Genomic DNA, 21291 nt, shown 5'->3' on the forward strand with positions numbered 1-21291 from the left:
TCGTTAAACGTTTAAAAGCCAAGAACAAACCAAAGATGCTGATATTAGGTGCGCTCATGCGTAAGCTGCTTGTCGTGTCTTACTACGTCCATAAAACCCAAAAACCTTACAATCCTGAACGCTACAAACTTACCTAGAGTTTGCACAAAATAACAAAGCTGTTTTTGCCTGATTGTCAAGCAAAAACAGCTTAAAACGCTTGCGCCCTGCTTAATTATATAAAATAAATATCAATAAAAATCAATATCCTATGAAAATTACTCAAAATTGCGCTAGACGATTAAAGTAGCATCTTTTCTTAGCCGGAAACATTCTGCCCATGTAATACGAAACCATACTGCCCAAGCCATTCGCCAAACCGGCACACAAACATCCGCCGAGGGCATGTTGCGGATATTGGTACACAAATGCGGCGTATGCCGCCTCGGATGTACCCGGAAGTAGTGTGGCCGAAGTGAAGGCAGAAGCAATCAGGGCAAGGTAAGCGTAAAGAAGGGGCATGTTTTGAGTTGCATCAAGTGATATTGTAAAAAAGAAACAGCAGGATTTAAAAGGAGATTATGCCTATATTTTTCAAAACATCAAAATATAAAACCAATATTATTAGTTGTTTTAAAATTAAACGGCTTAAAGGTGATGTAGTCAGATGTCGGAAAATAGTTTTCAAGGTGATGAAATATCAGTATGATACTATTGGCTGTTAATGAGTGTTAAGTTTAATGAACTGCTTTAAGCTCATTTTTGGCGAGTCTTAACAAAACGAAAGGCAAATTATGTCTGCGCATTCACAACAAAATCATACTCCTGCGCTGGTCGTCTTGACCACACTCTTCTTCATGATGGGTTTCATTACCTGCATGAACGATATTTTGATTCCGCATCTGAAAGATATTTTCGAGCTGACTTATGTTCAGGCGATGCTGATTCAGTTCTGCTTCTTTACCGCTTACGCAATTATGTCGATTCCTATGGGTTATTTTGTCGGCAAAATCGGCTATAAAAACGGTGTAATTGGCGGTTTCGTATTGACTGCCATCGGCTGTCTGTTGTTCTATCCTGCCGCCGGCAGCCATTCTTATCCTACTTTCTTGGGTGCGCTGTTTATTTTGGCTTCAGGTGTAACGCTGTTGCAAGTGGCGGGTAACCCTTATGTAACCCTGTTGTCTAAACCAGGTAAAGAATCTGCAACACTGACTTTGGTTCAGGCATTCAACTCTTTGGGTACGACCATTGCTCCGCAAATCGGCGCATTCCTGATTTTGGCTGATGCGACACAAACTGTCAGCAAAGCCGAGCAAATTTCTTCTGTTCAAATTCCATATTTAGGTTTGGCCGGGTTGCTGATTATTTTGGCTGTGTTCGTCAAAATGATTCGTCTGCCTGACGCAAACAAAATTGCTGAAGAAGAGAGCGAACATAACCATGATGGCAAACACAGCGTATGGCAATACCGTCATTTGGTTTTTGGTGCGGCCGGTATTTTCTGTTACGTTGGTGCAGAAGTATCTATCGGTTCTTTGTTGGTCAGCGTGTTGGGTTACCTGAAAAGTATGGACCACTCGTCTGCCGCAAAATATCTGTCGTTCTACTGGGGCGGCGCGATGGTTGGCCGCTTCTTAGGCTCTGCCATCATGGCAAAAATTGCGCCTAACCGCTATTTGGCATTCAATGCTACCGCTGCCGTTGCCCTGTTGGGTATTGCTATGTTGGCAGGTAAAGCCAGTGCTGATATTGCGATGTGGGCATTGTTGGCCATCGGCTTCTTCAATTCCATCATGTTCCCAACGATTTTCTCTTTGGCAACCAAAGGCCTGGGCCGATTCACCAGCAGCGCTTCCGGCGTATTGTGTACTGCGATTGTCGGCGGTGCGGTTGTGCCTGTGGTACAAGGTTGGGCAGCAGATACTTACGGTCTGATGATTTCTTTCGTTGTATCAGCGATTTGTTACGTATACATCGTCTTCTTTGCTATAAAAGGCTACAAAGCTGACGAATGATTCATCATGATAAAAGGCCGTCTGAAACCTTATGGGATTTCAGACGGCCTTTTTACTTTGTGGCATAATGATTTAAATGACAGGAGGAAAAAATGGCCAAAATCATTTTGCTGCATGGCTTACACATGCATTCATGGGTAATGAAACCGCTGGCGTATTTGCTGGAACAAGAAGGTTTTGAAGTTGCACTGTTCGATTATTACAGCGTTTTGCATTCGATGAACCGACATGTTGAAGATTTGGTGCGATGGATTGATGAGAACCATGCTGATGAAACGCTGCACTTTGTCGGCCATAGTTTGGGCGGGTTGGTCTTACGCAATTTTGCGGCGGCATATCCGGATAAAGTCAGCGGCCGTATCGTTACCATGGGTACGCCGCACCAAGGCAGCCGTGCCGCGCAACGTGTGTTCAATATGGGTTTGCAAAAACCGGTATTGGGAGGATCGTATAAAGGCGCATTGGACGGCAGTATGCCTGAATTGCCCGAGGGTGTTGAGTTGGGCAGTATTGCCGGTAATAAACCGTATGGACTGGGCCGTGTTTTAGGTTTGCATGGCGAACATGATGGTACGGTTTTGGTCAGCGAAACGCATTGTCCGAATATGCGCGATCATGTTGTTTTGCCTCTCAGCCATAGCGGTATGCTGTTTAACCGTAAAACGGTCGGGCAAGTGGTGGCATTTTTGCATGATAGATGTTTTAAAAAGCAATAAAATTCCATTTATTTTTATTTAAAAATATTTAATTTTAATAAGTTGATATATTTTAAAGAAAGTGTCGCAGTTTTACTGAAGCTGTTTTTATAAAATAACAGGCAGGCCGTCTGAAAATCGGGTTTCAGACGGCCTGTTATGCTAAAATCTGTTAACTACTTATTAAAAAGGCAAAGAACAATGTTTGCTTTCAAGTCCTTACTTAATATGCCGCGCTTTGAGGCTATCGCTGTGGCTTTCGCTTTGGTTGCGGCAATGGGTTATACGATTATTTCGCTTGAATGGCTGCCGCATATGTCGATTGTGACGGCGATTGTAGTCTTGCTGTTGTACGGTTTGATGCGCGGCTTGAAATATCAAGATATGCAAAACGGTATGATCGGTGCGGTCGGGCAGGGTATGGGCGCGATTTATCTGTTTTTCTTTATCGGCCTGATGGTCAGCGCGCTGATGATGAGCGGTGCGATTCCGACGCTGATGTATTACGGTTTCGGATTGATTTCGCCGACTTATTTTTATTTCTCGGCGTTTGCGCTCTGCTCGATCATCGGTATTTCCATCGGCAGTAGTTTGACGACTTGTGCGACTGTTGGCGTGGCATTTATGGGTATGGCGGCTGCGTTTCATGCCGATATGGCGATGACGGCAGGTGCGATTGTGTCGGGTGCGTTCTTTGGCGATAAAATGTCGCCGCTTTCCGATACGACCGGTATTTCCGCTTCGATTGTCGGCATTGATTTGTTCGAGCACATCAAAAACATGATGTACACCACTGTACCTGCATGGTTGATCAGTGCCGCATTAATGTTGTGGCTCTTGCCTAATGTTGCCGCGCATGATATGAACAGTGTCGAAGCTTTTCGCGCGCAATTGGAAGCAACCGGTTTGGTGCATGCTTACTCACTGATTCCGTTTGCTTTGCTGGTTGTCCTTGCCCTGATGCGCGTGAATGCCATTGTGGCTATGTTGTTTACCGTTATAGTGGCGCTGATTGTGACTTACTTCCACAGTACGCCTGATTTGAAACAGCTGGGCGCGTGGTTTTACAGCGGATACAAACTCGAAGGCGAAGCATTTAAAGACATTGCCCGTTTGATTTCTCGCGGCGGCTTGGAAAGCATGTTCTTTACGCAAACCATCGTGATACTCGGCATGAGCTTGGGCGGCCTGTTGTTCAGCATTGGTGTGATTCCGTCTTTGCTGGAAGCCATTCGTGCGTTCCTGACCAATGCCGGACGCGCTACTTTCAGCGTGGCCATGACATCGGTCGGCGTCAACTTCCTGATTGGCGAGCAATATTTGAGTATCCTGCTTTCCGGCGAAACCTTTAAGCCGGTTTATGACAAGCTTGGTTTGCATTCGCGCAACCTTGCCCGTACGCTGGAAGATGCGGGTACGGTCATCAACCCGTTGGTGCCTTGGAGCGTCTGCGGCGTATTTATCAGCCATGCCTTGGGCGTGCCTGTTTGGGAATACCTGCCTTACGCCTTCTTCTGCTACTTGAGCTTGGCTCTGACGCTGGTGTTTGGTTGGACAGGACTGACTTTGAGTAAGAAGTAAACCGCATTTAAAACAGCAATGCTTTTATAAAACAAGGCCGTCTGAAAACAATTTCAGACGGCCTTGTTTTACTTGAAGTAGCCGTATCAGCATGATTTCACTATAATTGCTGCGCCAATAAAAAAATAATCCAAACAATGAACAAACAAATCCGCCAAGAAATTTTCGAGCGTTTCCGCGCTGCCAATCCTCATCCTACTACCGAGTTGAATTTCAGCTCGCCGTTTGAGTTGCTGATCGCCGTGTTATTGTCTGCGCAGGCAACTGATGTCGGCGTGAACAAAGCGACTGCCAAACTCTTTCCCGTTGCCAATACGCCGCAAGCCATGTTGGATTTGGGGCTGGACGGCGTGATGGAATACACCAAAACCATAGGCCTCTACAAAACCAAATCCAAACACATCATGCAGACTTGCCGTATTTTGCTGGAGAAATACAACGGCGAAGTGCCTGCTGACCGAGAGGCTTTGGAATCTTTGCCCGGCGTTGGCCGAAAGACTGCCAATGTCGTGCTGAATACTGCATTCGGGCAACCTGTTATGGCGGTCGATACCCATATTTTCCGTGTTTCCAACCGCACTAAAATTGCTCCGGGCAAGGATGTGCGCGAGGTTGAAGACAAACTGATGCGCTTTATTCCCAAAGAATTTTTGATGGATGCCCATCACTGGTTGATTTTGCATGGCCGCTATACGTGCAAGGCTTTAAAACCGCAATGCAGCAAATGTCTGATTAATGATTTGTGCGAATATCCGGCAAAAATGTAAATAAAAACATAAAAAAAGGCCGTCTGAATTTCAGACGGCCTTTGATTTGGCTACGATTAGTCGGCAACTGCCATCAGGCTGGCATTACCACCGGCAGCGGTAGTATTGATACTGCAAGAGATTTCTTCAAATACTTGCAGGATGTCCAGACCTTGTTCGGAAGGCAGAATGCGGATGAGCGCACCGTCGTGGCCGGCCAACTCTTGTTTGCGCTCGCTGCTCAAAGGCTCGATGGCGGCAACATGGCTGATGCCTGCGTTTTCAGGTTTGCTGTTGACTTGCAACAAACCGTCCAAATCGGCAGAGTAGGCAACCAGTGGGCTGTTTGGCTCAACAACGGTTTGAATGCCTGCGGCAGCCAGCTCGGTCAGGGCAGAGAAGGCTTGCAACAGAGTACCGCCGTGTACCCAAACGTGTTTCGGAGAGCGCCAGCTCAATGAGTTGCGTTCGCCGGTCGGGCCGACCAATACGGTTTCGGCTTTGCGCAGAGTGCGAACTCGCGCGTGACCCAAAGCTGCGGCTGCAGTTTTCTTCTCTTCTGCATCAAACGGCAGTTTGTGAACCAAAGTTTCCAAACGTTTGAGCGCGTCTTCGTCTGCTTGACCAATACGGCTGAGGGTTGGCGCAACCCATTCAGGAGTGCGGACCAAACGTTGCAGATAGAATGGACCGCCCGCTTTAGGACCGGTACCGGACAAGCCGTGACCGCCGAAAGGTTGTACGCCGACAACGGCACCGACGATGTTGCGGTTAACGTAGATGTTACCGGCTTCGATGCGATCGCGGATGTGTTCGACAGTACCTTCGATACGGCTGTGCACACCGCTGGTCAAAGCATAGCCTTTGGCGTTGATTTGGTCGATGAGTTGATCCAATTCGCTGGCGCGGTAGCGGACAACGTGCAATACAGGACCGAACACTTCGCGTTGCAACTCGTTCAAGTTGTTCAATTCAAACAGGATTGGACGAACGAAAGTAGAGTTGTTGTTATCAACGTCGGCAGCAGTTTTGATTTCGTGGTAAGCCTTCGCTACGCCTTTCATTCGGTTGATGTGGGCCAACAGGTTTTGTTGGGCTTCAGCATCGATGACAGGGCCGATGTCTGTGGTCAGTTGGGTCGGTTTGCCGACAACCAATTCGTCCATTGCGCCTTTGATGATGTTGACCATTTTATCGGCAACATCTTCTTGAACGCACAAGATACGAAGAGCAGAACAACGTTGGCCCGCGCTGTCGAAGGCAGAGTTCAATACGTCGAGGCAGACTTGTTCCGGCAGGGCAGTAGAGTCCACGATCATCGCGTTTTGACCACCGGTCTCGGCAATCAGGACAGGGTTGTCGTCGCGTTTGGACAGTGCTTTGTTAATCAGGCGCGCTACTTCGGTAGAACCGGTAAAGATTACGCCACCGATGCGGGCATCGCCGGTCAGGGCAGAACCGACATCGCCTGCGCCGAGTACGAGTTGCAGCGCAGAAGTTGGAATACCGGCTTGATGCATCAGGGAAACTGCGTAAGTAGCAATCAGGCTGGTTTGTTCGGCAGGTTTGGCGATAACGGTGTTACCGGCAGCCAATGCAGAAACCACTTCGCCGGTAAAGATGGCCAATGGGAAGTTCCATGGGCTGATGGCAACGATTGCGCCGACAGCTTTGGCATCTTTAGGCAGGGTGTTTTCAGATTCGTTGGCATAGTAGCGGCAGAAGTCAACGGCTTCGCGTACTTCGGCAACGGCGTTGTTCAAGGTTTTACCGGCTTCGCGGACGGCCAGCATCATCAATGCAGGCGTGTGTTGTTCCAACAGATCGGCAAAACGGCGCAGACAGTCGGCGCGTTCTGAAGCAGGTTTGGCACTCCACTCAGGCAGGGCGGCAACGGCTGCACCAATCGCTTCTTGAGCCAATGCCGCATCGGCAAAGCTGACGGTACCGACAACATCGTTGTGGTCTGCAGGGTTGCGGACAGGTTGTGCTTCACCTACGTTACGCGCTTCGCCATTGACGATAGAAGCGGCGTGGAAGTCTTCGGAAGAAGCTTGGTTGAGTTTTTCTTGCAGGTTTTGCAATACGGTTTCGTTGCTGAAATCTACGCCTTGAGAGTTCAGGCGGTCTTTGCCATACAAATTGCGCGGCAGAGGCAATGCCGGATGCAGATGGATGCCTTGTTCGGCGATGGTGTCGAACGGGCTTTTAATCAGGCGGTCGATGCTGATGTTTTCGTCAACGATTTGGTTCACGAAAGAAGAGTTCGCACCGTTTTCCAACAGGCGGCGTACCAAGTAGGCAAGCAGGGTTTCGTGTGTGCCGACCGGGGCATACACGCGTACGCGGCGGCCTAAGTTTTGCGGGCCGACCACTTGGTCGTACAGGGTTTCGCCCATGCCGTGCAGACATTGGTGTTCAAAGTCTTTGCCTTTACCCATTTGGTAGATTGCGCCCAAAGTGTAGGCGTTGTGGGTGGCAAATTGTGGGAACACGGCATCTTGCGCATCCAAGAGTTTGCGTGCGCAGGCGAGGTAGGAGATGTCGGTGTGGACTTTACGGGTGTAAGTCGGGTAGCCATCCATGCCGTCTACTTGAGCCCATTTCACTTCGCTGTCCCAGTATGCGCCTTTAACCAAACGGATCATCAGTTTTTGGTTGTTGCGGCGTGCCAGGTCGATCAGATAGTCGATAACGAACGGGCAACGTTTTTGGTAGGCTTGAACAACGAAACCGATACCTTTGTAGCCAGCCAAGTCAGGGTCGGAAACCAAAGCTTCCATCAAGTCCAAAGACAATTCGAGACGGTTGGCTTCTTCAGCGTCGATGTTGATACCGATATCGTATTTTTTACCCAAAAGGAACAATTCTTTCAGGCGTGGCAACAGTTCGCTCATCACGCGTTCGTGTTGGGCGCGTGAGTAGCGTGGGTGGATGGCGGAAAGTTTAACGGAGATACCGTTGCCTTCGTAAACGCCTTGGCCTGCGGCATCTTTACCGATGGCGTGAATGGCTTGAACGTAGTCGTTGTAGTAGCGGTTGGCATCTTCTTCGGTGTATGCGGCTTCACCCAACATATCGAATGAGAAGCGGTAACCCATTTTCTCGCGCTCTTTACCGTTTTGCAGCGCTTCTTCAATGGTTTGGCCGGTTACAAACTGTTTGCCCAACAGGCGCATTGCGTAGTTTACACCTTGACGGATCAGAGGCGCACCACCTTTACTGATTATGCGGCTCAGTGCAGAGCCCATGTTTTTTTCAGAAGTGTTGGTGGTCAGTTTGCCGGTAATCAACAGACCCCATGCAGCCGCGTTAACGAAGAGGGAAGGGCTGTTGTTCAAGTGGCTTTTCCAGTTGCCTTCGGAGATTTTGTCGGCAATCAGGCGGTCGCGGGTTGCATTGTCTGGAATACGCAGCAGGGCTTCGGCCAGACACATCAGTGCAACACCTTCTTCACTGGAGAGAGAGAATTCGTGCATCAAGGCATCTACGCCGCTTGCTTTTGTGCGGCTGGAGCGGACTTGAGTAACCAAACGACGGGCAAGCTCGGAGGCGGCATTGCGTTCTTCGTCGGTCATCTGTGCACGTTGCAACATATCCTGAACGGCCTCGATTTCATCACGGCGGTAGGCATCGGTTACAGCTTGACGCAGAGGAGTTTGTGTTGGAAAAGCGAAGTTAAACATTATTTATGTTCTCCAAAGGTTTTTTTCATGGTTTCAGACGGCCTGAATTAATACTGCTAAAACAGGTATTCTGAAGGATAGTAATATCGTAATAAAATTATGATGCGGATACAAGATGCATCCGCATAAATTGCTGTTTTTTCTGACAAGGCTCAGATTATTTTGAAACAGTTTATTTCATAACACAGACAGACGGCCTGCACTGAATCATGCAGGCCGTCTGAAAACGTCTTATTTAGAGGCGCGGTATTCTGCGTCTGCTTTTTCGAAACGTTCTTGCAATTCGCGTGACGGTTGTTTGTCGATCAGGGAGACCAAAACAATCACGAGAGTACAAATGATGAAGCCGGGAACGATTTCATAAACGGTAGAGAAGCCTGTTTCTTGTGCAGCCAAAGCAGGTTTTTTAATCCACTCAGCCCAAACAACCACAGTCAGCGCGCCAGCAATCATGCCGGAGAGTGCGCCGTAGGCAGTAATGCGTTTCCACAAAACAGACAGGATAACGACCGGACCGAATGCGGCGCCAAAGCCAGCCCATGCATAAGCTACCAAGCCCAATACTTTGCTTTCAGGATCAGAAGCAATCAGGATGGAAATCACGGCGATAGCCAATACCATTACACGGCCAATCCATACCAATTCAGCTTGTTGGGCGTTTTTACGCAGGAAGCCTTTGTAGAAGTCTTCGGTAATCGCGCTGGAGCAAACCAACAATTGGCAAGACAGGGTGGACATTACGGCGGCAAGAATCGCGCTCAAGATGATACCGGCAATCCAAGGGTTGAAGAGCAGGGTAGCCAAAGCGATGAAGATACGTTCGTGGTTGCCGTTCATTTCTTCAACGTGGGCAGGGTTGGCACCGAAGTAAGCGATACCGAAGTAGCCGACAGCCACAGCACCGGCCATACACAGAATCATCCAAGTCATACCGATACGGCGTGCAGAAACCAGAGATTTAGCGCTTTCAGCAGCCATGAAACGGGCCAAAATGTGTGGTTGGCCGAAATAGCCCAAGCCCCAAGCAGCGGTAGAGATAATGCCGATGAAAGTAGTACCGGCAAACAAGCTGCCGTATTCTTTACCGGTAGAAGCGGCAACTTGTTGGATGGCAGCATTCATTTGATCTGCACCGCCCAAACCCAAGTACACCATGATAGGAGTCAGTACCAATGCAAAAATCATCAAAGAAGCTTGCAGGGTATCGGTCCAGCTTACTGCCAAGAAACCGCCCAAGAAAGTGTAGGCGATGGTTGCGCCGGCACCCAGCCACATGGCTTGAGTGTAAGACAGACCGTGGAACAGGCTTTGGAACAGGGTAGCACCGGCTACGATGCCTGAAGCACAGTAAATAGTGAAGAAGAACAAGATAATCAGTGCAGAAACCACTTTCATCAAGTGACCGCCGGCACCGAAGCGGTGGAAGAAGTAATCAGGAAGCGTCAGCGCGTTGTTGGCGTATTCGGTATGTACGCGCAGACGGCCTGCAACCAAAAGCCAGTTGAGGTATGCACCTACAATCAGGCCAATGGCGATCCAAGCTTCATTCAAACCGCTCAGGTAAATGGCACCTGGCAAGCCCATCAAAAGCCAACCTGACATATCGGAAGCACCGGCAGACATCGCGGTCACGAACGGGCCCAAGCTGCGGCCGCCGAGGATGTAGTCGTCGAAGTTTCGTGTTGAAAAATAGGCGGCGAGGCCGATCAGTAATACAGCGACCAGATAGATCGCGAAAGTGATATACATGGGATTCATGTACTTATTCCTCATCTAACTTATAAATACGGGTTTTGAAATTGCAAGCAATTCGTACCCAAACTTTTTTCTAATAAAAATACAGCTTAAAAATCCTGTTTTTCACGAGAGAGTCAGGATAAATTATTTTCAAATACAATAGGATATGTAACCAATCCGCATTAAATTGTAAATAATTAAATTCAGAATACAGTAAATTTTTTGTTTTGCAAAGCACGGAACACGGGCTTTATGAAAAATCGTAGTGCTTTTGAGGGGAAGTCATTTGAAAACAAAAGATTGCAAAAATTATCTTAAATTGGAGAAAAGGAAAGACAATGAAACTATCTTTCCTATAAATGAAACGTTACGCAGAGAGAAAGCGTAATTATGCGACACGAAAAGGCGTTTTCAGACGGCCTGATAATGGCACTACCCCGTATTTCTGATGAATACGGGGTAGCGAGTCAGCTTGAACTAAATAGAAAAATCATCTTTTAACAAATGTTTATAAGCGAAGAGATAGAAAGCGGCAACAAAAGACGATCCGCCGAGGACATTGCCCAAGAAGACGGGAATCATATTGTAGAAAAATTGACCCCAGCTGACATTTGCGCCCGCCCAAATACCGGCCGGAATGATGAACATATTGGCAACAAAGTGTTGGAAGCCGATTAACACGAAGATCATGACCGGAAACCAAGTTGCCAAAATACGGCCTGAAGTATGGCGTGAGCCGAAATAGAACCAAATACCCATGCACACCATCCAGTTACATGCGACAGCGGAAACGAATGCACGGCCAAAGTCCATATTAACTTTGGCTTCGGCGATGGCAATGGTTTTCGCCGCAGCCGCTCCCTCTGCCAGGCCGACATAGTGGCCGAGGAAATAGGCCATGGCAACGGCGCCTGCCAGATTGCCCAAGCTGACGATGAGCCAGTTGCGTACCAGTTTGTAGGTGCTGACGCGGCCGGTCAATCTGCCCAAAGCCATAATCATCATATTGCCTGTTGCCAGCTCGCCGCCGCCGATTAAGATACAAATCAGCGCAATCGGGAACACAGACGCACCCAAAAGGGCGGCCAGGCCGTTCCATTCGGCAGGAATGCCACTGATGACGCGCAGGCAGGCAAGATAGCCGAAGCCGACATAGCCGCCACCTAAAAAACTCAAAATCACCAACATTTTGATGCTGAACTCGGACTTGGCGCAGCTCTTGCCGATGGCTTCCTGCAAAATCTCGTGAGGGTACAAATCTCGTGTATCCATGAGGCTCCCTTAAATTGTAAATATCTTGTTTATCATGAAGATAATAAGTTTGCCTGAGAATGATGCCGGTAGGAAATAACGACTGGTTGTAAGAATAGAAGAGGGGGTTATATATTGAAGCGGCTAAGGCTGCAGCTGACTTTTTTAAGAAAGATAAGTTGAGGCGTTGAGATATTGGTGTGTTAAAAACTTAAAAGGCCGTCTGAAAAGTTGCTTTCAGACGGCCTTTGGATTTGCTTGGGTAATGAGAACTACAAGCGCGTTACGCTTAAAACGCCTTTGATGTCGCCCAAACTGGCTAATACGCGTGGCAGGTCATTGACTTGGCGGACTTCAAGGGTAAAGCGCATACTGGCTTCCAAATCGCGCGATTGGGTTTGCACTGCGGTAACGTTGAGTTTATGACGCGCCAGCGCATCCGAAACGTCACGCAGCAAACCGGAGCGGTCTTGGGCGCGGATTTCAACATCGACGGCAAACACTTGTCCTTCTTGCAAGGCTGCCCAGCTTGCATTCAACACTTTTTCAGGAGACTGTTCGGCAAGGTGGCGGAAAGAAGGGCAGGTGTTGCGGTGGACGGAAATGCCGCGGTCGCGCGTAACGAAACCGATAATGTCGTCCGGAGGTGCCGGTTTGCAACATTTGGCAAGCGTGGTCATCAGGCCTTCTTCGCCGTCAATCAAAATGCCGTTTTTACCGCCTTTTTTGATTTTGGACTGCTTGACGATATTGGTTTCATCAATCGGTACGGGAGGCGGTTCATTTAGCGCGCCGCAGGCTTTGTGGATGGCGCGGTTGGAAACTTCGCCCTGACCGATGGCTGTATAGAGTTCGTCGGTTTTTTTGAAGCCGAGTTTTTCCGCCAACGCTTGAAGATTGGGTTTGGGGAAGATTTTTGACAACTGTTTGTCCAACTGGGCGCGGCCTTCTTCGCGCACGGTATCCGCATTTTGCTGGCGGATGTAGGCACGGATTTTGCTGATGGCGCGGTTGGATTTGACCCAGCCTTCGTAGAGCCAGTTGACGGAAGGATTTCCCTCTTTGGCGGTAATGATTTCAACGCGTTGTCCGTTTTCCAAAGGTGTGGACAGCGGTACGATTTGTCCTTCGACTTTTGCGCCGCGACAACGGTCGCCCACGCTGCTGTGCAAGGCGTAGGCGAAGTCGATGGGGGTTGCGCCCGTGGGCAGGGAGAGGACTTTGCCGTGCGGGGTCAGGACGTAAATCGTATCGTTGAAAAGCTCGGTTTTGAAGGCGGCGGCGAGGTCTTCCTTGCCGCTTTCCGCCATGTTTTCGCGCCAGTCCAAGAGTTGGCGCAACCAGGCGATTTTCTGTTCGTAGGCGGAATCGCCCTTGCCGCCCTCTTTATAACGCCAGTGGGCGGCGACACCGAATTCGTTGAATTGGTGCATATCGAAGGTGCGGATTTGCACTTCCACGCCTTTGTCTTCCGGGCCGACGATGACGGTGTGCAAACTTTTATAGCCGTTGCCTTTCGGGTTGGCGATATAGTCGTCGAACTCGCCCGGAATCGGCTGCCAGAGGCTGTGGACAATGCCCAACGTGGTATAACACTCTGGAATGGTGTCCACCAAAATTCGTACGGCGCGGATGTCGAACAGGCCGTCGAAAGTGAGCTTTTTCTTTACCATTTTTTTGTAAATGGAGTAGATGTGCTTCGGTCTTCCGGCAACTTCAAAATGAATATTGTATTTTTTCAGTTCCGTACGCAGGATATTGAGGAAGTTTTCGATATATTCGAGGCGCTCGGTTCGTTTTTCGTCCAAAAGCAGGGCGATTTCGCGATATTTTTCCGGCTCTTGATGACGGAAGCCCAAATCTTCGAGCTGCCATTTGAGTTGCCACACGCCCAAGCGGTTGGCGAGCGGGGCAAAAATGTCGAGGGTTTCTTTGGCGACGGCGCGTTTTTCCGGATTGTCGGGAACGTTGCTTAAGAATTGGAGGGTGCGCGTACGCATTGCCAGCTTGATCAGGACGACGCGGATGTCGGTAACCATCGCCAACAGCATTTTGCGCATGGTTTCGGCCTGTTGGCCGCGTTCTTCCGGCGTGGCAAGGCTGTCCACGCGTGCGAATTGGGTCAGTTTTTGTACTTCGTCTACGCCTTTGACCAGCTCGCAAACGGTGCTGTTGCAGCGTTCGGCAATCAATTCTTGCCAAGTGGGAACGTATTTGCCGATGTCGGACAAAATCGTAGCCGCCACGGCATCGGGCAATAAGTCGAGTTCGCTGACGATTTGCATCGAGCCGAGAAAATGTTCCATTAAAGGCTCGCCGTAAGTCGTTAGGGCATCGGCAGGATAATGTTCTTTAGCTAAGTCAAAGGCCGTCTGAATCAGGTTTTTATCGGAATCGGGCAGCGCGGCAACATAGCCGTCGAACCAAGCGAGGAGGCCTTCCAGCGTTGCACTCGATGTTTGGGGCGTTTGGCGAATAGTGGTCATGGCGTGCGTTTTTTTCTTTGTGATAAAAACGTTGCTATTGTAACAGTTTATTGCCGGCAGCCCTAGATTTGTATGCGAATGTGGCACTATGTTTCAGGACACCTTGTTTCAGACGGCTTTGGGTGTTATGGTTAACCGTTTTGAAATTTTAAGGAGTATTTCGATGAAACTGTATATTTACGACCATTGCCCGTTTTGCGTCCGTGCGCGGATGATTTACGGTTTGCGCGATGTGGAGGTGGAAGAGGTTGTTTTGGCAAACGATGACGAAGCTACGCCGATTGGTATGATTGGCTCAAAACAAGTGCCGATTTTGCAAAAAGAAGACGGTTCGTTTATGGGCGAAAGTTTGGATATTGTCCGTTACATCGATCAAGGCCGTCTGAAAGAAGAAGTTCGTCCCGAGGTTCAGGCTTGGTTGGACAAAGTGGGCGAATACAATAACAAATTGGTACAGCCGCGCATGGTTAAAATCGGCCTGCCCGAATTTGAGACCGATGAAGCGAAAAAATACTTTATCGACAAAAAAGAGAGAAGTATCGGCAATTTCGAGACTAATCTGAACAAAACGGCGCAATATTTGGAGCGTCTGCATCAAGACTTGGCCGAACTGGAAGCGCTGGTGTGCGAAGGCGAGGGCTTGGGCGGTGAAATCAGTTTGGAAGATATCCTGACTTTCCCTATTTTGCGCAATCTGACCGTTGTGCGCGGTATTCAATGGCCGCAAAAATTGATGGATTATTTGTTGGCGATGAGTGAGCGTTCCGGCGTGGCTTTGTATTTTGACCGCGCGTTGTAATGAATGTTTGAAACATAAAAAAAGGCCGTCTGAACATCTTTCAGACGGCCTTTTATTTAATAAGCAATTGTATCGGCAACCTGTGACAAACCGTTTTCCAACGATTCGAGCATGGCAGTATAGCCGTCGCCTTGTTGCGGCGTGACGGCGTTAAACGGTTTGCTGCGTCCGTCCGGCCATTGTGCATAACCGCTGATGGTGGTCTGCCCCTGATAGCTGCCTTGGAAGGCTTCGATATAGATTTTCAGGGTTTGGCTGCTTTGGCTGCGTGAAGCAGGCACAAAGGTGCGATGTGGATTGAGGCGGTTGAGCTTGTTGCTGAGGTTTGCTGCCAACGCGCCATCGAGCGGTGCCGCCCAAAGGTGGTTTTTCGCCAGATTCACATGATAGGCATCGGTTTGGTAAACGAGGCCGCCGTTGGCAAGCGGTTCGGCAAGGTTGACTTTAACCGCAATTTCGCTGCCATGCGTAGCAGGTCGGATATACTGGCTGTCGGGCAGAACGAAATATTGTGTGCTTTGCGCAGTGCCACAGGCGGCAAGCGTCAGGGCGGCGGCAATCGGGAAGAGGCGCATTATCGGCTTCCTTTCGGTATAGGGTCTTTGCTGCTGCTGTTGAAAATCAGCGCGTTGGGTTTTTCTTTCAAAGTATTAATCACGGGTTGAACGTCTTTTAAGGTTTTGTCCAAACTTTGCAGCGTATTTTGTACGTCGCCGTAGATAGGCGATTGAGGTGATACGCCTTGCAGGGTTTGGCGCAATTCTTTTAGGGTTTGGTTCAACTCGTTCGGAATGTTTTGTGTCTGCGGTTTGCCGACCAGTTTGTCGATGGAGCTTAGGGCGGCATTGGCAGATTTGAGTGTGGACTTGAGCTCGGCAAGCGAACCGTTCAAGCCGGCAACGGTTTTATCCAATGGCAGATTATTGAACTTGTCTAACAAATCAGCCACTTTTGCCTGCAAATCGTCCAAACCGCCGCCTTGGGTTGCGATAACGGTATCGCCTGCATAAACGGTATGCGGTCGCAGCTTAGGCGAGGTAGAAGGCTGATCGTTCAACTCAATCATTTTGCTGCCGGTCAGCAGGTTGTTGCTGGAGATGGTGGCAGTCAGGCCTTTGTTTAAGGCCGTCTGAAATTGTTGTTTCCAATGTTCTTTGCTTTGTTCGTCCGCATTGATTTCCAAACGGGAAGGCTCGATGCGGATTCGCACGGGAATCCAACCGTTTTCAAACAAGTGCAGGCTGTCGTTGCGGTCGAAATAAGGGACATCGGAAACCACGCCGACATTCAGGCCTTTGTATTCGACAGGCGAACCGGCAGACAGGCCGCGGACGGATTGTTTGAAAAATGCGGTGTAGTACAGCGAGCGGTCGTCAGGCAGGTTGGCAACTTCGCTGCGGCTGTCGTAAAGCGTGAAGCTATCCTCGCTTTTAACGTTTTTGCTGTCGCTTGTTTTAGGCGAGTCAAAGGAAATCGCGCCGGACAGCAGGGCAGGCAGAGGGGCGGAGTTGAGTTTGACGCCGCTGCCCGTGGTTTCGATATTAATGCCGCTTTCCAGCCAGAAACGGCTGGCGGAATTAATCAGTTTGTCGTTAGGGCTTTGGATGAAGATAGTGTAATGCACGCTTTGGTCGGACGGGTCGAAATGTGCGCTTTCTACTTGGCCGACCATAAAGTTTTCATACAAAACAGGGCTGCTGACGTTGAGGATGCGGTCGTTTTTACCGATCAAATTCAGGCGCAGGCCGCTTTGACCGATGGCGGCAATCGGCGGAATGTCTTGGACGACAAATACATCTTTGGTTTCTTGGCTTTTACCCGGTGTAAATGCAATATATGAGCCGGAAAGTAAGGTTCCCAAGCCGGTAACGCCGCTTTGGTCGATACGCGGTTTGACCACCCAAAATTGGGTATCGCTGCGGATAAGGTCTTTGGCATCCGCGCTGAGCTGTGCAGTGACTTCCACGCCTTTTTGGTCGTCGCGCAATTTGATGCGGGTAACGCGTCCGACATCGACGTTCAACACTTTAATAACGGTGTTGTTGACCTCGATGCCTTCGGCGCTGTCCATCAACAGCGTAACGACAGGGCCGCGGTTGCGGATGTCTTTAACCAAAAGCCAGCCGCCGGCAATCAGCGCAATCAGCGGAATCAGCCACACGATAGACGTGAAGACATTGGTTTTCTTGACACGTGCCGGGGCGTGATAATTGGGTGAAGAATCTTGTTTTTTCATTGTGTTAAGGTCTGGTCAGAATCAAGGCCGTCTGAAAGCTGCTGTTGCTTGTCCCAAATCAGACGGGGATCGAAATAATAGGCCGAAAGCATGGTCAAAATAACGACCAGGCAGAAGTAAATCGCCGCACCACCTGGCACGACGCGCGCCATATTGGTGTGGAACGAACTCATCAAAATAATAATCACAAAAATATCAATCATCGACCAGCGGCCGATGGATTCGGTAATCCGATACAAAACCGACATCTTGTCCGCGCTCATCACGGGTTTGAAGTATGCGGAATAAATCAAAACCGCCATCGCAATAATCTTCAAAACCGGCAGCATAATACTGGCACTAAAGATAATCACAGCAATCAATCGGTCGCCGTCGTCCCACATATAAACAATGCCGTTGAAAATCGTATTGATCTCCAAAGCTGTCGGGTTGGACGAAATCATAATCGGCAGGATGTTGGCAGGGAAATACAGGATAAACGCTGCGACTAAAAACGCTAGCGAAATGCTCAGGCTTTTCGGGCGGCGACGGTATAAGTCCGCACCGCATACGCCGCAAGGCTGCTCGTCTTTATTGCGGAAATACAGGCAACGGCTGCAACAGATTTTGTCTTCAGTGGCCGTCTGAACCGCATGGCCGCCGGTTAAACGGTGAATCTTATAATAAACCCAATGCTGCGGAATCGATACCGAAGTCCGAATCAGCATGACCGACAACGGAAACATCAGATAAAACGCCGAGCCGAATTCTACCGTAGCAACGGACGAGAGCTTGATATACGCCACCAGAGTGGAAATAAAAAACACATCCACCATAATCCAATGACGCAGCCGCACCAATACACGCGTTGCAAAGCGCAGCGCAGGGTAGGCCTTTTCGCGTATCAAAGCCGTATAAACATAAAGGCAGAGCAGTAAAAACAGTAAGGGCGCGCCGAAGGTGAGGATAAACATCACTTCCGCCAGAAAACCATAATCCAGCGAAATCAAAAGTCGCATCATTTGCGGCAACGACAAAATCGATGTCACGCCGAACAAATCGACGCGGATATACACCATATTGTACGCGAATGCCATCAGAATCAAGGTTGTCAGCGCATAGGCAATCGGCGCGATATACGGATTGTTTTCCACTTCCACGATTTCATGGTTGCACACCGGACAATGCGCTTCCTGCCCCTGACGCAGGCGCGGAATATCCATACGGCAGCCGCAATCCGGGCATTCCACCGTATGTGCAGGCAGCGTCGCATCAGGAAGATAAGACTTGTAGCGCCACCAGCGATGGTAGGCAGGAATCCGTTTCATGGTTCGGCAGGGGGTAAAGAAGGTGCAAAGAGTGTCGCATTATAAAGGAAAACAGAAGGATAGCCCAAATTTAGGTTGATATTTGATTGAATGGCGGCTGTTTAATAAGGTTTGGGCCGTCTGAAAAGTTTGAAAAGACTTTGGAAGATTATTGCTATGGGCTGTTAAATTTTATTAATAGGTCTTAGTTTGGTTTATTGTCATTAGGATAAAAATGAGATATATTTTCAGTCTTTAAAAACATGATTAGCCTTGTAGATTTGTGGAAGGTGCGTGGTCAACGAACCTGAAGCAGGTTAAAAGTTATCTTCTTTGTTTTTAAAACGATTCTTTTCAAATCAGACGGTATTTTTAACCATAAAAGCCGTCTGAAATCATTAGTCTCTTAATTCAAAGGAAACATTATGAGTGAAACCCAAGAGCTGACTTTCGCCAAACGCTTGAAAGAGCAAACCACGACAACGCACGACAGCGTTGATAACTTGGTTATGTCCGTTCAACCTTTTTCCAGCAAAGAAAACTACATCAAATTCTTGAAACTTCAATCTGTTTTCCACAAGGCTGTTGACCATATCTATAAAGATGCCGAATTGAATAAAGCCATTCCAGAGCTTGAATACATGGCGCGTTACGATGCCGTGACTCAAGACTTGAAAGACTTGGGCGAAGAGCCTTACAAATTTGACAAAGAATTGCCACACGAAACCGGCAATAAAGCCATCGGCTGGCTGTATTGTGCAGAAGGTTCTAATTTGGGTGCAGCGTTCTTGTTTAAACACGCTCAAAAACTCGAATACACCGGCGAATTCGGCGCACGCCACCTGGCTCCGCATCCGAACGGCCGCGGCAAACACTGGCGCGCTTTTGTCGAGCATCTGAATGCTTTGAACTTGACTCCTGAAGCCGAGGCGGAAGCCATTCAAGGTGCGCGCGAAGCATTTGCTTTCTATAAAGTGATTTTGCGCGAAACCTTCGGTTTGCCGGAAGGTGCAGAAGCGCCTGAAGGTATGACACCGCACAGACTCTAAAAAATAATTAAATCAAACAGACAAGGTCTCGGCGTAGATGTTTGCAGGGGCCTTTAATTACACTACAAAGTTTTGTTTGAACGGGTTGCTGTCTTATACCTACTCAGATTTGATTCTCCTTTAAAAATTCCATTCACCACCTAATGACCATTGATGAATATTACGCATTGCATATGGTGCATTGCTACGGGTGTGACTATAACTATAATTCAAAGTAGGGGTAATGCCTTTATAAGATAATTTGTTGTGACTAAGGCTGATAGAGAGGGAGCGCTCCCGGTTGCGTTGCGACTCCGTACCGAATGCCATAATGCCTTTATAGCGACGGTTGGCAAATGAAGCGGTAAGTCTGCTGTTAAGCCCGCCTAAAACCTGCCATTGCTGTATCCAACCTATATTGAAACCGTTGCGGTGGTAGGCCGCATTGTTGACGGTATTACGTATGTTTTTGTTTTCAGGAACAAAGCGGTTGTATTGCCAACCGCCGAACAGGGTCGTACTGCCGAAACGGCGCGCTAGGGAAAGATAAGTACTGTCGTGCCAACCATCGTTGCGCAGTGCACGATCAGTTTCCCGATAGTTTTGGCGGTAGCGCTCCAGCGAGTAATAAAGTTGTGTTGCGTTACCGAGATTGACCATATGCGAAAGCTGTACGCCAACACCGTGTGCCAGCATATACGGCGCGGCGCGACGGTTATTTTCTTTTTTGCTGTCAAACTCGCTGCTGCCTGCCAACTGTGCCTGATAAAACGGTAAAACGCTGATGGTTTGTTTGCCATCCTTGCGCTGCCATCCCAAATAAGCCCTGCCGAACGCATCGTCGTAAGCCGATTGACGGTCGAAAAAATAGCTTGTGCCGCTGAGGTTGGTACGGAATTTGATGGCGTGATGCCCATACAATGGGGTGAGTTTTTCGGTGTTCAATTCGTAATTCAAGCCGTTGGCACTGACAGGTAAGGTAACACTGCATGCGGTTTGCCCCCTTGTTTCGATGCAATAACGCGGAGCAGCGTTGTTGGCATTATCGTTATGCACGGGGCTGATTCCGCCAGACCATTTCCATTCTGTCTGCCGTTTGATGGCTTCTTGAAAATGTTTGACATTTTCCAAAACGGGGGCAGGTATATCGCGTTGCGCGGCATGACGAAAATGCATCGTTGCCTCACCCAAACGATGGTCCTGAAACTCTGCAGCTGCCAAATCCAATAATATGCGGTCGTCTGAAACGTCAGATTCATAAAGGGTACGATAACGTTCGACCGCTTCGGAATTTCGTCCTTTCAACTTTGCCAGCAAAGCATCGGCACGCGCAATCAGTTTGGGATTGTGGTTGGGCTGTTTGCGGTAAAGGGCAACAAGCGAGGAAACCAGATCTGCGCTATTGCCGTTAAGTGCTTGAACTAACGCGTCCTCAAGAATATGCGGGTTTGACGCTAAAAAATCATCGTTAATCAGAGTCGGTCTGCCTATATTCTCATTCTTTTCAGACGACCTTTCTTCCTCAGATAAAATATCTAACCATTGTTTCTGTTGTACTTGTACAGCAGTATTCTGAGAAGAAATATTCTGCCGAACACCCTCTTCGGGAAATTCAGCAAAGACTACTGACGGCAATAGGTAGCACAAAGAAGCTGAGACAATTTTTTGTTTTATTTTTAGCATTTAAAGTCATCCGAAATATATGTATATATTGCAGGGCAAACCGTTTCTAATAAGGGATTTGCTCTTATCATAAAACTGCC

General features: G+C 48.6%; 14 protein-coding genes and 1 pseudogene. 6 read left to right on the top strand and 9 right to left on the bottom strand.

Annotated features, from left to right (window positions below):
• Positions 1–294: 294 nt before the first annotated feature.
• Positions 295–501, bottom strand: a pseudogene (locus ACTHSP_RS00985) (YqaA family protein); the annotation flags it as partial.
• Positions 502–773: 272 nt separating this feature from the next.
• Between ACTHSP_RS00985 and ACTHSP_RS00990 the strand changes: the two are divergent.
• From ACTHSP_RS00990 to nth, 4 genes are all read left to right on the top strand, one after another.
• Positions 774–1997: a sugar MFS transporter gene (locus tag ACTHSP_RS00990; RefSeq protein ID WP_049352773.1), complete on the top strand. Its 1224-nt coding sequence runs from the start codon at positions 774–776 to the stop codon at positions 1995–1997.
• 92 nt (positions 1998–2089) lie between these two features.
• A complete protein-coding gene (locus tag ACTHSP_RS00995; protein ID WP_049352771.1) occupies positions 2090–2713 on the top strand; it encodes an alpha/beta fold hydrolase in 624 nt (207 codons plus the stop codon).
• 180 nt (positions 2714–2893) lie between these two features.
• Complete coding sequence (gene nhaC / locus ACTHSP_RS01000; protein ID WP_049352769.1) at positions 2894–4273, top strand: Na+/H+ antiporter NhaC; 1380 nt, start codon at positions 2894–2896, stop codon at positions 4271–4273.
• Positions 4274–4410: 137 nt separating this feature from the next.
• Positions 4411–5040 (top strand): endonuclease III, encoded by a 630-nt coding sequence (nth, locus tag ACTHSP_RS01005; RefSeq protein ID WP_003685196.1) that lies wholly within the window; start codon positions 4411–4413, stop codon positions 5038–5040.
• A 56-nt stretch (positions 5041–5096) separates the two neighbouring features.
• Here nth and putA read toward each other — a convergent pair whose 3' ends face one another.
• From putA to ACTHSP_RS01025, 4 genes are all read right to left on the bottom strand, one after another.
• Positions 5097–8705, bottom strand: coding sequence for a bifunctional proline dehydrogenase/L-glutamate gamma-semialdehyde dehydrogenase PutA (gene putA / locus ACTHSP_RS01010; RefSeq protein WP_049352767.1), 3609 nt, complete (start codon positions 8703–8705; stop codon positions 5097–5099).
• A 231-nt stretch (positions 8706–8936) separates the two neighbouring features.
• Entirely contained in the window at positions 8937–10463 is a 1527-nt protein-coding gene (putP, locus tag ACTHSP_RS01015) for a sodium/proline symporter PutP (RefSeq protein ID WP_049352766.1), read from the bottom strand.
• A gap of 456 nt (positions 10464–10919) precedes the next feature.
• Positions 10920–11714, bottom strand: a complete 795-nt coding sequence (locus ACTHSP_RS01020) for a formate/nitrite transporter family protein (protein WP_049352763.1) — start codon at positions 11712–11714, stop codon at positions 10920–10922.
• A gap of 251 nt (positions 11715–11965) precedes the next feature.
• On the bottom strand, positions 11966–14179 hold the full coding sequence (locus ACTHSP_RS01025) for a RelA/SpoT family protein (RefSeq protein WP_440345471.1): 2214 nt from the start codon (positions 14177–14179) through the stop codon (positions 11966–11968).
• A gap of 88 nt (positions 14180–14267) precedes the next feature.
• Between ACTHSP_RS01025 and ACTHSP_RS01030 the strand changes: the two genes are divergently transcribed.
• Positions 14268–14978, top strand: a complete 711-nt coding sequence (locus ACTHSP_RS01030; RefSeq protein ID WP_049352759.1) for a GrxB family glutaredoxin — start codon at positions 14268–14270, stop codon at positions 14976–14978.
• Positions 14979–15034: 56 nt separating this feature from the next.
• Here ACTHSP_RS01030 and ACTHSP_RS01035 read toward each other — a convergent pair whose 3' ends face one another.
• Genes ACTHSP_RS01035 through ACTHSP_RS01045 form a run of 3 tightly spaced genes read right to left on the bottom strand, consistent with a single transcriptional unit; the run spans position 15035 to position 18521 of the window.
• Positions 15035–15553: a PqiC family protein gene (locus ACTHSP_RS01035; protein WP_049352757.1), complete on the bottom strand. Its 519-nt coding sequence runs from the start codon at positions 15551–15553 to the stop codon at positions 15035–15037.
• On the bottom strand, positions 15553–17214 hold the full coding sequence (gene pqiB, locus ACTHSP_RS01040; protein WP_440345472.1) for an intermembrane transport protein PqiB: 1662 nt from the start codon (positions 17212–17214) through the stop codon (positions 15553–15555). Before pqiB ends, ACTHSP_RS01035 begins: the two co-directional genes overlap by 1 nt.
• Positions 17211–18521: a PqiA/YebS family transporter subunit gene (locus tag ACTHSP_RS01045; RefSeq protein ID WP_079454066.1), complete on the bottom strand. Its 1311-nt coding sequence runs from the start codon at positions 18519–18521 to the stop codon at positions 17211–17213. Before ACTHSP_RS01045 ends, pqiB begins: the two co-directional genes overlap by 4 nt.
• A gap of 404 nt (positions 18522–18925) precedes the next feature.
• Here ACTHSP_RS01045 and ACTHSP_RS01050 point away from each other — a divergent pair, with 404 nt between their 5' ends.
• Positions 18926–19549, top strand: a complete 624-nt coding sequence (locus ACTHSP_RS01050) for a biliverdin-producing heme oxygenase (RefSeq protein ID WP_049352753.1) — start codon at positions 18926–18928, stop codon at positions 19547–19549.
• Positions 19550–19669: 120 nt separating this feature from the next.
• On the opposite strand, the gene ACTHSP_RS01055 is transcribed toward ACTHSP_RS01050, so the two are convergent.
• A complete protein-coding gene (locus tag ACTHSP_RS01055) occupies positions 19670–21211 on the bottom strand; it encodes a surface lipoprotein assembly modifier (RefSeq protein ID WP_049352751.1) in 1542 nt (513 codons plus the stop codon).
• Positions 21212–21291 lie beyond the last annotated feature (80 nt).

The organism is Neisseria sp. P0001.S005, assembly GCF_051963715.1.